The organism is Paenibacillus sp. J22R98, assembly GCF_059383835.1.
Window position 1 is genome coordinate 61,798 of record NZ_JBXENW010000008.1, and the last position, 19,145, is coordinate 80,942.

Below are 19,145 nucleotides of genomic sequence, written 5' to 3' on the forward strand. Positions count from 1 at the left end.
GAAAGTCCCGCTTTCGTATGTCTGCTGCCATCTGGCGATATTATGGGCTTTCCTCCGAGCGAAGATTGAATCCCTTAACAATGATCCAAACGGGAAACACAATTTCGAATATTGCTCCCGGCACATATAGGACGGACTCGATTTCTTGGCCGAGGATCGCCTGACATCCGCTCACCAACAATGCCGCATACCCGAAGAAACCGATGACCGACAAAAATCGTGGAACCAACCTCGATCGATAGAGGATATTACAAAGCAGCACGCTGCCTAAGCTCAGCACGATCATGGCGATTTGGAAGAGCAAAGAATGCGCTTCTACCAATAAATTCCCTATCGTTTCAAAGTACGAACCCTTGGGAGTACCTACGGAAATGTAATTTTCGCTCAGCTCGATAAGTACAAACGGACCAATTGCACTAATGATAAGTAGTGTAGACTCCATGATACGGGATCCGAAGTATCCCAGCGCAAATGCTTCGTTATGCTTTTTTAAGATGGGGTACAGAAGCATAGCAATCCCCACTACTGCTAAGGCGTTTATTAACTCCAAAATCGATCCGGAAACCACGTTTGTTCGGTCTGGATACAGTTTGGCGAGAAAATCCGGGCGATTAAGAACCGGATCCAGAAGTCCGTTTCCTATCAAGTAAGCACCCGTCGAAATCAGAAACAATGCCCCTGCCACTCTTGCGATTTTTTTCATGTTTATCTCCTCTTTGCTAATTTATGAGAAGTATAGCTCGAAGAGGATTGGGGCTTGTAGACACTTTAGTGTGGTTTACGGGTGTTGGGGAATAAATTCAACTCACTGGCACGAGCGATCGCTTCCGTGCGTCTTTGCACCTGAAGCTTTTCAAAAATCCTGCGATTATGCCCTTTGACCGTGTCCAAGGCCAAAAAGAGTTTCTCTCCGATTTCTCTGTTCGAGAGCCCCTTAGCTATGAGCTCGAGCACTTCGATTTCTCGCTTGCTGAGCGGTTCGATCAGGTTGCTCTTTCCGCGTTTGCTCACACGTTCCAAACCAAGTTGTGCTTCACGGAGAGCTGGAATCGGTAGATCACCGCCCAGACGCAGAGCCTCTTGGTAACATTCCTCCGCTAAACTGGTCCGATTATCAGCTTCTTCTATTTGCCCTACTCCAATCATGGCCATTACAGCCATTAGTTGATGACCCATCTTAAGGCTATTCGAAATGACTTCGTAATAGGCTTCGCGAGCGGTGGAATGATCTCCGCTTCGCTGGCAAGCGACGCCCAGCATCCAAGCGGCCGCTGTTCGAACGGGAATATTATCCGGTCGCAGATTCGCCAACGCACGGCGTGATTGGATAATAACATGCTCAATTCCTTGATTTCCGCTTATCCATACATCACTCGCAGGTGCAATCAGTCCGACAAGCTCATCGGTCTTGTCATCGTGTTCCGTGCTTTGCATTGCCGCTTCGGCTACCTGTAATTTTCTTTCAGCACTGTTTGGATTGCCGATTAACACCAGTGATGCCAATGTAGCCCGAGTCGCCGCAATCAGTCCAATCAGGTCCTTGACACGAACGTCCTGTTCCACACCTTCCAGTGCCACCTCAGCCGCTCGCAGCTTGTGTTCGACGCCGGTCAGCTTGCCCGTAATCAGAAGAGCTGAACCATATATCACCCACAAGGCAGGTCTGATATCCAATTCAGCGGCAGGCAATGACTCAAGCCAGTTAAGAGAAATGCGAACAGCCCCGCGAAGGTGCAGCGGCATTCCTTTCCCTTCGAGCAGACGTGCGGCGCAATTGATGTCATGGGATTCTACTGCATGGCTAAAGGCTTCGATATCGAAACCATTATTTTCATACCAGTCACTTGCTCGTTTATGTAATTCCGCGATATTGCTTCCATCGAGACTTTCCTGAAGCCTTTTGCGGAGTAAATCGGCAAACAAATGGTGATAGCGATACCACCGTCGTTCATTGTCCAGCGGCACGACAAATAAGTTCTTGTGTTCAAGATCCATTAAAGTTTGCTTACCGGAAACCGTGGAATCGAGCATAACGTCATCGCAAAGAGGTCCGCACAGACGGTCGAGGATCGACGTCCGCAGCAAAAAGCTTTGAACGGCATCAGGCTGCCGCCGCAGGACTTCTTCAACAAGATAATCTAGCACGAAATGATGTCTGCCGGTGAAAGACTTAATAAGCCGATCGGCGTCATGGTCTCCCTGAATGGAGATCGCAGCCAAATGCAAACCCGCAACCCAGCCTTCGGTGCGTGACTCCAATGAGGCTATTTTATCCATGGACAGGTTAAGACCCATGATACGGTTCAAAAAATCTTCGGATTCGGAGAGAGTAAATCTCATATCGGCTGCTCGTATCTCGGTCAATTGGTCACTCGCTCGCAATTGAGCGAGCGGAATACTCGGGTCCTCGCGCGTCGTCATGACAAGGTGCATCTGAATAGGAAGATGGTCAAGAAGGAAGCACATGGCATCGGAGACCAGTTTCGAATTCGCCGCGTGATAATCGTCAAGAACAAGCATGAAAGGAGTCGGCATGGCTGCAATCTCATTAAGAAGAGCAGTCAGAATCGACTCGGTCGGCGGCAGTTGGGGGAGTTGAAGCATATCAAGTACGCCTTTTCCTATATTCTCCTCAATTGTCTTTAGAGCTAAGATCATGCAGGTTAAAAAGCGCGTAAGTTCGTTGTCCCCTTCTTCTAACGACAGCCATGCTGCAGGCCTTCCGCAATTGGCAAGCCATTCGCAAACTAAAGTCGTTTTGCCATAGCCCGCTGGTGCGGAGATTAGGGTAAACTTGCGGTAAAAACCCCTGCTGAGCCTTTCGGTCAATCGTGGGCGCAGAACCGCCTTCGGCCGAGGCGTGGGGATATAAAATTTGGTGGCTATGAGAGGAGTAGACATATATTCAACCATCCTGCCCGTTCGTATAATTGAAAAATGGAGCAGTTGCCACCGGCAAACTGCTCCTTAGTCTTATTAATTAATGTGCACCGTTGATAATACGCCTCTGCATTACGGCAATAGTCCTTCTAAGTTGCTTTGATTAATATAATAGCATTAAAAGACCGCATACTTGCAAAGAATTTCTACTCTCTACCGGAAAACGGATACTCTTGTCCGAAATTGCGCCAATCGGGATAGTCATCTCACAAATAGGCCGGCTGCGCAGAACGCAGCCGGCCTATTTGTTATGCTTTTAACAGGTGTACGAGATTAATAATCGCCTGTACAGCTTCTGCACGAGTAGCTGTGCTAAGTGGCGAGAATTGCTGATCTCCGGTTCCTTTCATCAGTCCGGAAGCAACAGCTTGATTCACGTCATCCTTCGCCCATGAAGCAATCTGTTCCGCGTCCGTGAATGACTGTGAATCGACTGCAGAAGGGGTGCCAGCAGCTTGTTCCTTGCCGCCGAAAGCCAGCATTCTGTTAATCAGTACCGCCATCTCCTGACGGCTGATTGTCGCTTGTGGAGCAAATAACGCGGCGCTTCTGCCTTGAATGAATCCATGTTCGTATGCGGCATTGACCGCATCCGCATACCATGCATCGGAAGCAACATCGGCGAAGACCTGTTTCGTGCTATTGGCTGCCGATAGCTGTAAGGTATTCACCATCAGTTGAACGAATTCCGCACGGCTGATCGCTTGTGCCGGTGCAAAATGATCATCAGTAATACCTTTCACCAGATGATGTGCCGCAGCTTCTGTAACAGTTGCAAAAGCCCAGTGTGCAGTTGGCAGATCTTTGAACGCTTTCTTATACGTCATAACCGCATAGGTGCTGAAATGAGAGAGCGGTGCAGAGATGCTGCCCCCTTGCTTATCGACCTGTCCGCCTACATACTCCCAAGCACCGGAGGTTGAATTGAAATAGTAGATGCCCAGTAGCTCCGGATGTTCTGCCGACTCAGCATTCACCGGCAATGTAAGAATGACAGGCTTCTCGAACTTCGTCAGCTTATGCTGCTTCCCGTCCTTCGTTACTATAGCCAGCTCTAGTTGATAGACTTTGCCTTCGAACAGATAACCCTCTTGCAAAGGAGCCCCGTCGGTATTCTGATCCTTCGTTGCAATTTGGAGAGAAATCGTCGCTTCCCCGCGTGCATTCGGCTCCACTTGTGATAGTAAAGCTTGAAGCACCTCAGGTGCGATAGAAGTCTTCACTCCTTGAGCGTCCACTACAAGGGTGTTGCTCCCAAACGTATTCGCCAAAGCCGCAGGAATCAGCAATTCATTCTTACCGCCTTGCAGCGTAACAGAAATTTGGCCATCCTTAGTGCCGTTCTTCACTGCAGCGTCACTTAGTTTCTCTTGACTCTGCAACAGCTGATCCGGTACATAAACGTAACCCGTTCCACTGCCGTCACCATCCGGCTCTTCCGGATCAACTGTGGCCTGATATACACCAATCGAATCGACATAGAGCGTACCGTCGCCTACCGGTCCATCTCCTTGATTAATGTACAGCGAAAACTCTGAGACGGAGCCAAGATCAATGATGCCATTGCCTTTCGTATTCCAAGGTGCATGCCGGAATTCTGAGAATGGAAGCTTCAGAATGCTAGCCTCCGTACCCGAAAGTACTCGGTAAGCCTCCCACGCTTCGCCGTCCGGTTCAATAAATTGAATGGTCAGCTTGCGGCCCGATCCATCCGGTGTTAGCCAGAAAGAGACACCGTCGTAGCCTGCCCATGACATGCCATTCAGGTTCTTCGTCATACCGGCAAAGTTCGTGGCCGCAGTCAACGTGTACGTATAACGAAGCCCGTATTTGCCTGCTTCCTTATGCTCGCTGTCCGGCGTCAAAGTAACAGGACCGCCCCACGTATTGCTCGTGTAAGCTTTCTGCGTAAGCAGCTCGCCTCCGCCGTAATAGTCAAAGTTGTCGATAATGGGTACATTGCCGAGTTTCAAATCATCGATGTAAAGCACATGACTGCCTGCCGAGCCCGCACCCTTGTTGACGAAAATCGAGATTTCCGTCAGCGCCGACAAGGAGAGCAAGCCGTCTCCGCTCGACCACTGGTTACGTGCAAAACCGCTAAACGGTACCTCGTATACAGCGCCTTCCGTTCCGTTAGGAAACAGCTGAGCTTCCCAATAGTCGCCATCCGTATCCTTTAGCTGCAGCGTGACTCCGTTCTGCGAGCCATCCGATTGGAGCCACAGTGAAACGGCGTTGCCGCCGGAGGCTAGATTCATTCCGCCAAGCGATTTGGTCACGCCGGCATAACCTTTCTCATCCGTCAGCGTGTAGGACAGCTTGAGGCCGTAATCCCCTTCAGACTTATGCGCAGCATCCAAGCTTGCAACGATCTCATCGCCGTCGCTTTTACTCACATATGCAGCAGATGCTAGATTGTTCGAGCCCTGATAATACTCAAAGCCTTCGATATTGCCGATCTTAGCAACTTGAATGGAATCAAAATACAACGTCCCTTCACCCGCTCCGCTGCCGCCCTTCTCCACATAGAGAGAGAATTCTGCAATGGAAGCCAGGTCGATCACGCCATTGACAGGCGCGTTCCAACCTGGTCTGGCAAAGGCATGGAATGGGATTCGCACAAGTCTTGCTTCATCCCCGGAAACACGCAGCTTTGCTTCCCAATACTCGCCGCTTGTTTCTTTAAACTGCACCGTGATTCCGCGATTTCGGCCATCAGGCTTATACCACAGCTCGATGCCGTTGTTCCCGCTCCAATCGATGCCTTCCATGTTCTTTGAAACGCCTGCATAACCCTTCGCATCGGTAAGTGCATAATCCAGCTGCAGTCCGTAATCTCCGCCAGCCTTCACATCCGGAGAGAGCGACAAACTCAAAGCGTCTCCGCCGGAATTCGGCGTATAGGCCGCTTGGAGACGTGCATTATCTCCTTCGTACGATTCGAAGGTATCGATAGTCGGAAGCCGATACAGCTTGATACTGTCAAAATAAACGGTATACTCCGCCGGCGCTCCGTCCACGTAAAGCCCAAAGGATGCCACCTTACCGGCATCAATCACGCCATTGCCTTGCGATGAATGACTATCTTTCCACCACTGCGGAATGTAGAACTTGCTGAACGGTACCTGCACGAGAACCGGGTCGGTACCGGAAATCCGCAGGTCTGTCTTCCACACCTCGCCTGCCGTATCCAGTCCCTCTGTTAGCTGCAGCGTAACGCCCATATCCGCGCCTGTTGGCTGGACCCAGAACTGGATACCGCTGTTCCCTGACCAGTCGGCATTATCAAGCGCCATCTCGAGGCCGCCCCAGCCTTGGCTCATGGAGGTCTCCAGCTTCAAGCCATAGTCGCCTTCGTTCTTATGCGATGCATCCAAGGAGAGCGTAATCGGCGAACCGGACTCGTTCACAGCATAGGCGCTGCGAAGAGCGGCACTGGAGCCGCTATAACCTTCAAACCCGTCAATCAGCTGGCTCTTGGACAGCTCAGGCGGTGCTTCGAGCTGCTCGTCGCCTACGCCAATGGCAATTCGGCTCACTTGCGGGTTCCAGGTCTGATCGGCTTGGCTTAAAGGGAACTGAACCTTCAAATACCGTGTTCCCGCTGGCAGCTTATACGCCGTATACTCGGTGCGCGTCCACCAGCCATCCCCGCCTTTGCTCGCTTTCACGGCCGTGCCGTATTCCGTAAAATTAACCCCGTCCGCGGACGTGAAGAACTTGAAATCCCCCACCAAATACGCGCTTGGATCCTGCCTTGCATACGTAAGCAGCTTAAAGTAATTCATATCGCCGCTCGCCTTGTACTGGAAGTACTCTTCCGTATCGGTGCTGCGGACAAGTCTTTTGTTATCGCCGCCGAAATACGCATCCGGGTTGTCGGTACTAAAGCTGAGATTGATGCTGCGGTCATTCATTTTGACGAAATTGTTCATATCATCGATCAGCACACCGTTAGCGAGCTCCGGACGTTGGATGGAATCCGGGAAGGTCAGCGCGCTGCCGTCCGTGCCGTACTCGATTGCCACTTCACCAAGCTCAGAGGCGCTGTAGTCGCTTGGAAACACGATTTTCACAAACTTAGCAGCTGCGGGCAGGATGCCCGAATACTGAATCTGATGCCACGGACCACCGTTATCTACTGGCGTAACTTCAAGTGCCTCATAGGACTCTCCATCTGCCGACGTGAACACGCTATAAGCGGAAGAAGCCAGCTTCACAGGGTCAATATAGGCTGTTACCTTCACCTGCAGCCCCGTCACTCCGGTATCAGATGTCGGCAGTGCGTACGTAATGTACTGCTCCTGCGAGGTTTCCAGCTGCTTCAATCGCGAAGGATCGCCGCTGAATCGAGACGGATTCTTCGCTTCGAATTCCAAGTCGGTCGAATAGTCATACAGCTTCGAGAAATTCCGTATGACATCCTTAATCACATGTTTGGCAACAACCGGACCAACCACATTCGAATAATCGGATGAGCCGGTTACGTTATTCGCTTTCAATCGGTAGTAATAAGACGAGCCGCTCACAGCAGATGTGTCATGGAACAATTGTGTTTCTCCCTCAACCGCATCGGAAACTCGGTCGCCAACGATGCTCCAAGGTCCATCCGCCGCATCCGAACGTTCAACGGTATACGAGCTGGCCCCGACAGAGCCGAGCCACGATATCGTGGATACCGTATCAATCGGCAATAACCGAGGCGTTGCCGGAACCGGCAACGGCGGAACTTCGTCAATGCCGCGAATTTGATAAGCATGTTTGCTAAGGGTTCGCAGCAGATTCGTCTCATCGAAGCCATCGCCGGAAGGGAAACCCGGCCAGCGGTAAGCGCCGTAGAAGACGCCATCCTTCACACTCTCCGTATGCGGGTAGAAGCCGCCGTCGCGGTTATGCATGCGCAAGCTCCAGATCATAGCGCCGCTTGCACCGCTTTCCTCCACGATGCTCAAGAAATCATCCACCTGCGCCGTTGGCTTAAAGCCGAACTCCCCAATGATGAAGGCTTTCTTGCCGCGTGCCTTGCCCACATCCAGATTGGTCTGCGCGCCGTAATCGGAGTAATGGTCCGGGTAATAGTGGTTGGAGACGATGTCAATGTTGGGATCGTTCAGCGAGGCATCGTCAATGCCATATTTGCCATCAATGACCAAGTGATTCGTATCCAGGCTCTTGATATAAGCTGCAATATCGCGGGTCCATGCTTGTGACGCCGGTACCAGCTCGTTGCCAGTCTCCCAGCCGAGGATTGCAGGGTCATCCTTATACGCCACGCCGGTATAGCTGTTCACCCTGTTCAGCACATGAGCAATGACCGACTTAAAGTCCGCGATCAGCTGCGGATCGCTCCAGAAGGCCGCTTCACTCTTTCCGCGGAAGGCAGCGTACTCCTTAATCCCGCCCTGCCACTGATACTGATCGACGAATGGCAGAATAATGCGCACGCCGTACTGATTGGCCAGCTGCAGCATTTTATCCAGCGCCTTGAACACCTCTTCGTTAAACTGCAGCGGACCGCCCGGCGCGGCAGGTCCCATAACAGCCCGCTCCTCCGTCGTGTCATCCGCTTTCTTCACAGACAGCACATACGGCCGCGTTACCGTTCCGCCAAGTTGAACGAGCGCTTGGAAGGCATCCTCCTGCTCCCATGCCGTCGGAACCCGCCAATAAATATCCTCGATCATGCTAAGCGTGGGCACGTTGGCCGAAATAAACCGGAACGCAGCCCCGCCGTCCTTCAATGTATCGCCGTCACGCGTGATGAAATGCTCAAAAACAGATGCAGCTGCAGGCAAATCCTCCGCCTCAGCCTGCCGAGGGGCAGTAAAAACCGATAAAAAAGATGACACCGTAAGAGCCAGGGTCATCAGGATAGGTATATAACGTTTGAACAAGATCGTTACCTCCCGAACATGGAATGTGTGGAGAAGCAAAGCTTATTTTACCGAACCGCTTACAATACCCGAGAAGATATAACGCTGCAGAAATAAATACATGATCACAGTAGGAATTAAGATAATGACGACAGCCGCGCTGATCAAATTCCACTGGGCACTGTTCACCCCGGCGAATTTCATAAGCGATGTCGAGACGACGCCAAGCTTCTGCGCCGGCATGTACAGATACGGAATATACATATCGTTATAGATGGAAATCGTCTTAATGATCGTGACCGTTGCCGTTGCGGGAATGAGCAGCGGGAAAATAACCGAGCGGAAAATCCGCACCAAGCTTGCGCCTTCCATCATCGCACTCTCATCGAGATCAAACGGAATACTGCGAATGAATTGCAGGAAGATATAAATTTGCACCACGTCTGTACCCAAATATAGCAGCACCGGCGCCATATGCGAGTTGAATAATCCAAGGTGCTTCACGATCGAGAACGTAGCAACCTGCGTCGTCACCGAAGGAATCAGCGTAGCGAGCACATAGCCGCCGAGCAAATATTTCTTGAGCTTAAAATCGAAGCGACCAAGGGCATAAGCCGCCATCGTGCCAATAATGATGTTGCCGATCAGCGCCAGCACGAGAATGATGCTCGTATTCCAGAAGGCACGCCCCATATGGCCGATTCGCATCACCGTTTCGAAGTTCTCCAGGTTGAAGAAGCTGCGCGGCAGCTCGAATACGGATGAGGTGTTGTACTCCTCCGTTCCCTTGAAGGCGTTCAGAATAACGACATAAGGCGGGAAGAGAACGAGAAAGGCAGCCAGCGTCAGCAGTAAATAGTGAATGGCAAGTAAGGGATTGTTGCGTTTAAATATCGACATGCGCTTCTATCATCCCTTCTCTTCCCGAAGAATAAATTTACGCTGAATCGTAATGACAACAATGACAATCAGCAGCAGCACGACGCCCATCGCAGAAGCAAGACCGTAGTTGCTGTAGTGGAAAGCCGTATCCACCGTCTTCGTGACAAAGGTATCGCTGGCTCCCGCCGGTCCGCCTTTGGTCATAATAAACGGCAAATCAAACACTTCAAGCGCGCCTGTTACGGTGAGCAGCATGGAGAGCTCGACGATCTTGAGAATACTCGGCCATGTGATGTAATAGAAAGACTGCCTTTCATTCGCTCCGTCAATCAGCGCTGCTTCATAAAGATCATCCGGAATCGACTGCAACGCGCCCAGGTAAATGACCATATTAAAGCCGAGATACTTCCACATTGAAATGAAAGCAAGCGAGATATTGACCGTGTGCTTGTTGCCCAGCCAGCTCGTAATGAGACTGTCGAGACCAAGCGCTGTCAGCAGCCCGTTAAGCGAGCCATCCTGCGAGTCGTACACATACGAGAACATATACGCAATGGCTACGCTGTTCATGATGTAGGGCAGGAAGATCAGCACGCGATAGATGTTGCGGCCGCGCAGCTTCTTATTGAGCACGACGGCGAAGTAGAGGGCAATGATATTTTGAATAATGCCGCCGAAGAAGTAATACAGGTTGTGGGAGAACACGCTGAAAATTTCACTGTTGCGGAAGATCTCCCTATAGTTGTCTAAGCCAACCCACCCCTTCGCCGCACTATAGCCATCCCAAGAGGTTAAGCTTAAATAGAGCAGCATCACGCCCGGATACAAGGAGAAGAGGACCAATAGGGTGACAGGCAGCAGCAGAAAGGTGAATAACACGATGATCTTCTGCTTCTTGTAAATGGAGGAATACATGCAAAGCCCCTTCCTGGTTCAATAGAAACGGGGCATGACATGAACCGTTCACGTCATGCCCCTCTCTCAAAACGTTATTTCGATGCTACTGCGGCGCGTGCTTCTTTCCAGCGCTTGTTGTAGTCGGCGAATACTTTGTTCACATCGTCTGCCATAATGACATCTTGTGCAAAGCCGCTCGTATCGAATTGCATTTTGTTGCCGATGCTCACGTACTCGTCGCTCTCCGCTACCATTTCAACCACTTGCGGCTTGAAGGACATGAATTCTGCCAGCTGCGGCAGCTTGGATTCTTTATCCTTCAGTACCGGAATGAAGCCGCCGAAATCGTCATAGCCGGATTCCTCAACTAGCCATTTCAAGAATGCTTTAGCTGTTTCCACATTTGCACTGTTCTTGCTGACTGCATAAGCGTAGTCAGGGCTCAGAAGTGCTTTGGCTTCGCCGCTGTTGTCAATCGGAAGCGGGAAGAAACCGACATCCTCGGACTTCGCGCCATTATCGATGACTTGATTGATGACCCAGTTGCCAAGGAGGTACATCGCAGTCGTGCCGGAAGCAACGTCCTTCTTCGAGCCTTCCCAGTTCGTGGACATCAGGTCTTTCTCGACATAGCCTTTATCTACGATGGTCTTGATAATGTTCATCGCTTTCCAGTGCGGGCCATCTACAGGGAATGGCTCGTCTTGTCCGGCCATCGTGTTGTGCAGACCCGGGTCATTCGCGAATAGGAACGCTTCTTGATCCCAGCCCATCAGCGGCCATTTGTCCTTGAAGTTCGTGGAGAGGGCGACGATACCGGCTGCTTTGAGCTTCTCGCAAGCGGCATAGAACTCATCCAATGTTTTCGGAACTGCGGTAATGCCTGCTTTCTCGAAGGCTTTCTTGTTGTAGGTAATTCCCATCGCGGAGCTTCCGGATACGATACCGTAAGTAGAGCCGTCCTGCGTGTAATTTTCTTTAAAATAAATGCGGTCGTTCAGGCCCAAATCATCCAGCGGAGCGAAGAACTCCGGCAAATTCGCTTTCGTTACCGTCTTCGGAACGAGAATGACATCAGGCAGCTCATTGGATGCCAGGCGCACCTTCATCGATTCCTCGTAGTCCTTGATGGCTTCGAACTCAACCGTTGCTTCCGGATACTTCTCGTGGAAACGCTTGGCGTATTCCTTCAGCTCGGTTTCTACTAGATCCGTGCGGTTCGTCGCGAATACGATCTTCCCTTTAATCGCGCTCTCCGCAGCCGGCGCAGCTTCGTTCGTCGCAGCCTCATTCGTAGTTGCATTGGTTGTGCTCTCTGTCGCTGCCGCTTCTTTATTCCCCTCGTTACTCTCGTTGTTGCCGCCTGATGAACAGCCTGCAAGCGCGGCCCCGAATACAACCGTCGACAACACCAGTGATGCCCACTTCTTCATTTCCTTCTTCCCCCTCATCCGTACTGGAGCGTTTTGTTATCGTTTACATTTTGAATTATGGAGGAATTTGAGAACGCTTTCTATGCAGCCGTTTTGTATTTATTGTCTTCTTTTTGGGTACCCCTCGGTCGATTAGCTGCCGCTCGTCTGATTCCTGTATTTCTGCGGCGTGACGCCGACTGTTTTCTTAAATAGCTTGTTGAAGTAGATGCCGTCGGCATAACCTACGAGCTCGCCGATCTGATAGGCCTTGAGGTCGAGCCTGTCCTTCAGATACTCCTTCGCTTTGGCCATGCGCACCGCAGTGATATACTCCGTAATGGTCTGATTCGTCTCCCGCTTGAACAGGAAGCTGAGGTAACTCGCGTTCAAGAAGACGGTCTCCGAGAGCGCGGTCAGCTCGATTTCCTCCTGATAATGCTCCTGAATCCACAGCTTCACCGTCTCGATGACGCGTTTGCTGCTGGCATTGCGCGTCGGCTCCAGCGCCTTCACCACTTGATCGACGATCGCGATCAGCCACTCCTTCAAATCTCGCATCGCAAAATGAGAGGCAACCGTCCGGTGAAAATCAAACGCCGCCCCCTGCAGCTCATAGAGCGCATCTAAGAAGCCGTCGATCTTCGTCGTGAGCGTGTAGAAGAGATGTCCGGCCATATGCATGATCTCGTCATAGCCGGCTTTCCCCCGCTCCGCTTCAGCAAAGAACAGGGGGATGACATGCTTGATCGTCTGAGAGTCGAGCATCTCGCATGCCGTCTTAAACTGCTCATCGAGCGCAGGCATATTGAACTTCCACAGCTCTGCCTTCGCGGGCAGATCCTTCAAATTCATCGCGAACGTCTCGCGTTCTTTGTAGAACTGATGCCTGCTCGCGGCGAGCGCTTCTAAGTAGGCGCTATGCCAAGTATCGCTGCCGTGCGGCAGCACGCTTTCCCCGATGGCGATAAAGCCGCCGCTTCGGTTGTGCATGTAGTCCATCAGCCGAAGACTGATTGCACGCACGTTCTTCTCGGGCTGCTTGCTATCCTCCTGTACGGAAAGCAGTACCGCGATGAGGTTGTTGTCCATGACGACAACATGGCGGAACGTCGCTTTGATCTCGTCAAGGTAATGCAGCAGGCTCTCATGAGCGAGCATATTAGAGGTGCGAAATACCATCACGGCCCCCCGACCGGACTGCAGCTCAGGCAACAAGCCCGACTCTGCATGATCGGTTGCACTGTTGTGAAGCAGCTTTCGCAGCTGCTGCTCTAATTCCTGCCCTTTCTGCTGCTTCGCTGCCACGGCCAGCTGCTCCTCGTTCTCGCGACGCGCCGACAGCTGCTGGTCTACGGTCTGCAGCAGCTTCGACAGTTCCTGCAAATCTACCGGCTTAATCATATAATCATCCACGCCGAACTGAATGGCTTTACGCGCATATTCAAAGTCGTTATAGCCGCTCAGAATCAGGCAGCGGATGCCGGGCAGCTTCTCCTTCACCAGTTCGATGAACCGGAGCCCGTCCATGTAAGGCATCTTAATATCCGTAATGATGAGATCTACTTGAAGATCCGGCGTGCCGATCGCCGCAAGTGCTTCGGCTCCGTCCTCGTAGCTGCCGACAATGCGGTAGTCGCTCGAGAATCTCTTAATCATTTTCTCAAGACCGAGCCTTATTATTTCTTCATCATCTACGATGGCGATGTTGAGCATCGTTATACTCCCCCAGTGTTCTGATCTATGCTGAATGCGGCGGATGGATATGGCAGTGAGAGCGTCACAATCGTGCCTTCGCCGACACGGCTGTCGATCGCAACGCCGTATGCGTTTCCGTAGCGCAGCTTAATGCGCTCATTCACGTTCTTCAGGCCAATGCCGGATTTCATGTCTGTTTGCTCCGTTTGCCCGTTCAAATATTGCTGCAGATGCTGGAGCGTATGCGGATTGATGCCGTTGCCCTCGTCTTGGATGTGGATATGCAGCAGCTCTCTCTCCAGCGTCGCGTAGACGCGGATGTGCACCTTCGCTTTCTTCCCTTCCACGCCATGCAGAATCGCATTCTCCACAATCGGCTGGAACGTCAGCTTCAGCATATGGTAGCTCAGTACCTCCGGAGGTAAATCCGCTTCCCATTGGAACTGGTTCTTGAAGCGATATTTGAGCAGATCGAGATAGTTGCCCAGATGCTGGAGCTCCTCTTGCACCGTCACCATCTCTTTGCCGCGGTTAATGCTGTACTGCATGAGTTTGCCAAGAATGAAGGTCATATCGGCCACATCGTTATCGTCGTTTAAGATCGCCTTCATGCGAATGGTCTCCAGCGTGTTATAGATAAAATGAGGGTTGATTTGGCTTTGCAGCGCTTCGAGCTCCGCTTCGTTCTTGCGGTTCTGGATGACGTAAATCTCGTCAATCAGATCCTTAATACGCCTTAGCATGCGATTGAACTGCGTGCCAAGCACGCCGATTTCGTCTTTATTCTTGACCTTGAAGCTGATATCGAGGTTACCTTGCTGAACAGCTCCCATCAGACTCGACAGCTTGCGGAGCGGATGCGTGAGCCGGAAGGAAATCACAATCGAAACGATGAGTGCGCCGATCATAATGATGATCGTTAAGCCTGTTGTAAGGTTCCGCGTAATCTTGGCGTCCTTGTGCAGATGCTTGACCGGTATGTAGACGATCGTACGCCAGCCGGTAATCTGAGATTCGTTGTACGTCGCAATATAGCTTTCGCCGTCAATCGTAGTCTCCACGCTGCCTTGTTTTCCCTTAATATCCGCAAGCAGCTGCGGATCCGAGAGCGGTTTCCCAATCGACTGCTTAAGACTGTCGTAGATGACCTGATGCGCATTGTCGATGATGAGCGTTCTGCCTTTGGTAATGGAGTCCATCTGCTTGACCGTATCTTCGATGATGCTCAGCTTCGTATCGACGACGATGGTTCCAATCGACTTATAGGAGCTGACATCGCGAATATCGCGAATCACCGAGAATACATAGTAGGGGGTATGACCCGGAATCGATATCTCCTGCGTACTCAGAATGACCGGATTGCCTTTGCTTTGAGCGGCCAGCTTCTTCCACTTGGGGAATTGTTCCTTGAGATCGGAACGGACTGAATCCGTTTTCATTCTGTAAAAGACGTTGCCGTAGAGATCCAAAATATACGTGGAGCTCATATCCTTGTTCATATTGTTCATCAGGCCAATGTAGAAATCGATCTTCTTCTGCTTCGATAAATCGAGGCTCGGCGAAACGAGAAACTGCTGCAGCTCCGAGGAGAACAGGGGGATCTTCGTAATCATCATCATGTTGGAAATGTTCTCTTCCAGCTTGCTCTGAAAGTTATAAATCGCTTCGTTCATATATTTCGTCGTATTGTCATTGATGGAGCTGACATAGTTCTGGTACGAAATATAACTGATGGCAATGATAGGGCTGATAATAAGAAAAAGAAAAACTGCCGTCAGCTTCTTCTGCATACTGTTTTGCACCATAAAAAAAGACCATAATCGCCTAATCGAACCGCGCATGAGCCATCCTCGCCATCATCCTATTTTCAGTACATCGTACATCACCTCTCTTATCCTAGCAATGCAAATACTAGAAATAGAGTTGTTAGGCGGACGAAAATAAACCCGCTCCTTCGCTTGGAAGGCTGCGGGTTTGCTCAAGCAATGGGAGGCTAAATGTTGCGCCGATACTGGCCTCCGACCTCATAGAGCGCATGCGTAATTTGCCCAAGGCTGGCTACTTTGACGGTTTCCATCAGCTCCTCGAACAGATTGCCGCCGCTCACTGCGATCTGCTTTAGGCGCTGCAATGCTTCAGGCGCGGCATGCTTATGCCTCTCATGAAAGCTTCGTAAGCCCGTTATCTGCTGCTCCTTCTCTTCTTCCGTCGCCCGCGCAACCTGCAGTTCCGCTACATGCTCCTTCGGCTGTGGATTCAGAAAGGTATTCACGCCAATGATCGGCAGCTCGCCGCTGTGCTTCTTCATCTCGTAGACGTAGGATTCATCTTGGATTTTGCCGCGCTGATATTGGGATTCCATCGCCCCGAGCACGCCGCCTCGCACATGCAGCCGCTCGAATTCCAGCAGCACCGCTTCCTCTACCATGTCCGTCAACTGCTCGATCAGATACGAGCCTTGCAGCAAATTCTCGCACCGCATCAGCCCAAGTTCTTTGTTAATGATGAGCTGGATCGCCATCGCCCGGCGGACGGCTTCTTCGGACGGTGTCGTAACGGCTTCGTCATAGGAGTTTGTGTGCAAGGAATTGCAGTTGTCCATAATCGCCATCAGTGCTTGGAGTGAGGTGCGAATGTCGTTGAAGTCTACCTCCTGCGCATGCAGGGAACGACCCGACGTTTGGATATGATATTTCAGCTTCTGGCTTCGCTCATCGGCTCCGTACCGATCGCGCATTACAACCGCCCAGATTCGCCGTGCTACTCTACCGATAACCGAATACTCTGCATCCAAGCCGTTGCTGAAGAAGAACGAGAGGTTCGGCGCAAACGCATTAATCGGCATCCCCCGGCTCAGGTAATACTCGACATACGTAAATCCGTTTGCCAGCGTGAACGCAAGCTGCGTAATGGGATTCGCTCCCGCCTCCGCGATATGGTAGCCGGAGATGGATACGGAATAGTAATTACGTACCTCCTGATCGATAAAATAGTGCTGGATATCCCCCATCATGCGAAGCGCGAACGGCATGGAGAAGAGGCAGGTATTCTGCCCTTGATCTTCCTTGAGAATGTCCGCCTGCACAGTCCCGCGAACGGTGCGGAGGGTTTGCCGGCGGGTTTCCGCCGTTTCCTCCGAGGTGAGTGTGCGGCCGAGCTTGCTGGCTGCCGCTTCCAGCTGCTGTTCGATGGCGATATTCAGAAACATCGCCAGCAGCATGGGCGCCGGCCCGTTTATCGTCATCGAGACCGATGTAGCCGGATGACACAGCTCAAAGCCGGCGTACAGCTTTCGCATATCGTCCAGTGTGCATACACTGACGCCGCTCTCGCCGATTTTGCCGTAGATGTCGGGTCTGTATGCCGGGTCTTCCCCGTACAGGGTTACGGAATCGAATGCCGTGCTGAGCCGCTTGGCCTGCTCGCCCTTCGAGAGGTAGTGGAATCTGCGGTTCGTCCGTTCCGGGGTGCCTTCTCCGGCAAACTGACGCTTCGGATCCTCCCCTTCGCGCTTGAACGGGAACACGCCTGCCGTGTACGGGAACTCGCCGGGGCGATTCTCGCTATACGTCCAGCGGATGAGCTGGCCCCAGTCCTCGTAGGACGGGAGCACAACCCTTGGAATGTCCAGACCGGATAAGCTTCTGGTGTACAGCTCGTTCGTAATCGTGTGACCGCGAATCGTGGTGGTGAATGAAGGCGCCTGGTAGGCTTTAGTGATCGCGGGCCACTGTTGCAGGATCGTTCGCGACGCCGCGCTCAGCTTGCCGAAATGCAAGTCACGCATCCGCTCTAGTGAGGCAATCGCGGACTCGTCTCCCTCTGAACGCGCAGCTTCAAGCGCCCCTTCGATGCGGTAGCACATTCGCGCGGCCGCGGCTTGCTCCTCGGTCAGCTGCTTGTAACGCCGCACCGTTTGCACGATTTCACTCAGATAGCCGCTGCGCTCATCCGGGATGATCGTTTGCTTCTGCGAGGGCTGAGCAGGTTGGCCGTCGGCGATGGCGGGTGACGCCGGATTCGGCGCACTGGCCGCGCCTGCCCCCGTCGCGCCTGCCGCACCGCCAGTCGCGCCAGCCACATCCGCGCCCGTTTCGCCGCCTCGCTCGCTAAGCTTCTGCATGATAGCCGCGAATAACCGGCTCATCCCCGCATCGTTGAATTGACTCGCATTCGTGCCGTAAACCGGCATGTCCTGCCAATTCCGGTCAAACTGCTGCCGGCTGCGCTGGACTTGCTTCTTCACCTCTCGCAGCGCGTCCTCGGAGCCGCGGCGATCGAATTTATTAATGACGATCAGATCGCCGTAATCGATCATTTCAATCTTCTCCAGCTGGCTCGGCGCACCGAATTCGCTCGTCATCACATAGACCGACAGATCCGCTACCGCGGTAATTTGGTTGTCCGCTTGGCCAATTCCGCTTGTCTCCACGACGATCAGATCATAACCGGCGGCCTTCGCTGTCAGGATGGCATCCGCGATAGCTGCGGACAGCTCGGTTCGTGACCCGCGGGTTGCAAAACTCCGCATAAACACGCGGTCCGAGTACACCGCATTCATCCGAATGCGGTCGCCAAGCAGCGCGCCGCCGGTCTTCTGTTTTGTTGGATCGACCGACAATACGGCAATCGTCTTAGCCGGGTCATGCTGCAGATAACGGTGCACGAACTCGTCGGTCAAGGAGCTTTTTCCCGCGCCGCCTGTGCCCGTAATGCCTAGAATTGGCGCGTTTCCGCCTGCCAGAGCAACCTCGGCGAACAGCTCTCCCAGCCGCGCGGCCTCATCCGCCGCCGCAGCTGTCACTCTTCGCTCTGCCAAGGTCATAAAGCGCGCGGTCGTGCGATCGTTTCCAGCCTCGAGCTCCGCCGGCTTCTCACTAAAGTCCGCCACCGTCGAATAATCGCAAGCCTCCAGCATGAAGTTAATCATGCCTTGCAGACCAAAACGCCTACCGTCCTCCGGAGAGAAGATGCGCGTTACACCGTAGCGATGAAGCTCTTCCGCTTCCGCCGGGAGAATAACGCCCCCGCCTCCCCCGAATATGCGAATGTGGCCGGCGCTTAATTCACGAAGTAGCTCCACCATGTATTTAAAGAACGCAACATGGCCGCCTTGATACGAAGATACCGCAATCCCTTGAACATCCTCTTGAATGGCCGCTTTTATAATTTCCCGAACGGAGCGATTATGCCCCAGATGAATCACCTCTGCCCCGCTCGCCTGCAAGATTCTTCGCATAATGGTAATCGATGCGTCATGCCCGTCAAACAATGCGGATGCTGTAACGAAACGAACCTGATGTACCGGCACGTACCGACTGACCTCTTCGCTCATACCGATCGCCTCCGAATGTTAGCGTTGTCTGTTATCTTTATGCGATGCAGAGTGCCCTTATATCCAAAAAGCCGCCCCTTCACCATGTGAAGGGGCGGCTCATCG

The 19,145-nt window shown here is 52.2% G+C and carries 9 protein-coding genes; all 9 read right to left on the bottom strand.

Annotated features, from left to right (window positions below):
- Window positions 1–40: 40 nt before the first annotated feature.
- Window positions 41–703 carry a DUF4386 domain-containing protein gene (locus tag AC50Y3_RS21495; RefSeq protein WP_494820769.1) on the bottom strand — a complete coding sequence of 221 codons (663 nt, stop codon included), beginning with the start codon at window positions 701–703 and terminating at the stop codon, window positions 41–43.
- A gap of 65 nt (window positions 704–768) precedes the next feature.
- On the bottom strand, window positions 769–2,901 hold the full coding sequence (locus tag AC50Y3_RS21500) for a helix-turn-helix transcriptional regulator (protein ID WP_494820770.1): 2,133 nt from the start codon (window positions 2,899–2,901) through the stop codon (window positions 769–771).
- Window positions 2,902–3,188: 287 nt separating this feature from the next.
- Window positions 3,189–8,837, bottom strand: coding sequence for a CIA30 family protein (locus tag AC50Y3_RS21505; RefSeq protein ID WP_494820771.1), 5,649 nt, complete (start codon window positions 8,835–8,837; stop codon window positions 3,189–3,191).
- Between the two features lie 42 nt (window positions 8,838–8,879).
- Window positions 8,880–9,716, bottom strand: coding sequence for a carbohydrate ABC transporter permease (locus AC50Y3_RS21510; RefSeq protein WP_494820772.1), 837 nt, complete (start codon window positions 9,714–9,716; stop codon window positions 8,880–8,882).
- A 9-nt stretch (window positions 9,717–9,725) separates the two neighbouring features.
- Window positions 9,726–10,613 carry a carbohydrate ABC transporter permease gene (locus AC50Y3_RS21515; RefSeq protein ID WP_494820773.1) on the bottom strand — a complete coding sequence of 296 codons (888 nt, stop codon included), beginning with the start codon at window positions 10,611–10,613 and terminating at the stop codon, window positions 9,726–9,728.
- Between the two features lie 74 nt (window positions 10,614–10,687).
- Window positions 10,688–12,028 (bottom strand): ABC transporter substrate-binding protein, encoded by a 1,341-nt coding sequence (locus AC50Y3_RS21520; RefSeq protein ID WP_494820774.1) that lies wholly within the window; start codon window positions 12,026–12,028, stop codon window positions 10,688–10,690.
- Window positions 12,029–12,160: 132 nt separating this feature from the next.
- The gene (locus tag AC50Y3_RS21525; protein ID WP_494820775.1) at window positions 12,161–13,723 is read right to left on the bottom strand and encodes a response regulator; all 1,563 of its coding nucleotides are present in this window, start codon (window positions 13,721–13,723) and stop codon (window positions 12,161–12,163) included.
- Between the two features lie 2 nt (window positions 13,724–13,725).
- Entirely contained in the window at window positions 13,726–15,495 is a 1,770-nt protein-coding gene (locus tag AC50Y3_RS21530; RefSeq protein WP_494820776.1) for a cache domain-containing sensor histidine kinase, read from the bottom strand.
- Window positions 15,496–15,698: 203 nt separating this feature from the next.
- Window positions 15,699–19,040 carry a methylmalonyl-CoA mutase family protein gene (locus AC50Y3_RS21535; RefSeq protein WP_494820777.1) on the bottom strand — a complete coding sequence of 1,114 codons (3,342 nt, stop codon included), beginning with the start codon at window positions 19,038–19,040 and terminating at the stop codon, window positions 15,699–15,701.
- Between the last annotated feature and the right edge of the window lie 105 nt (window positions 19,041–19,145).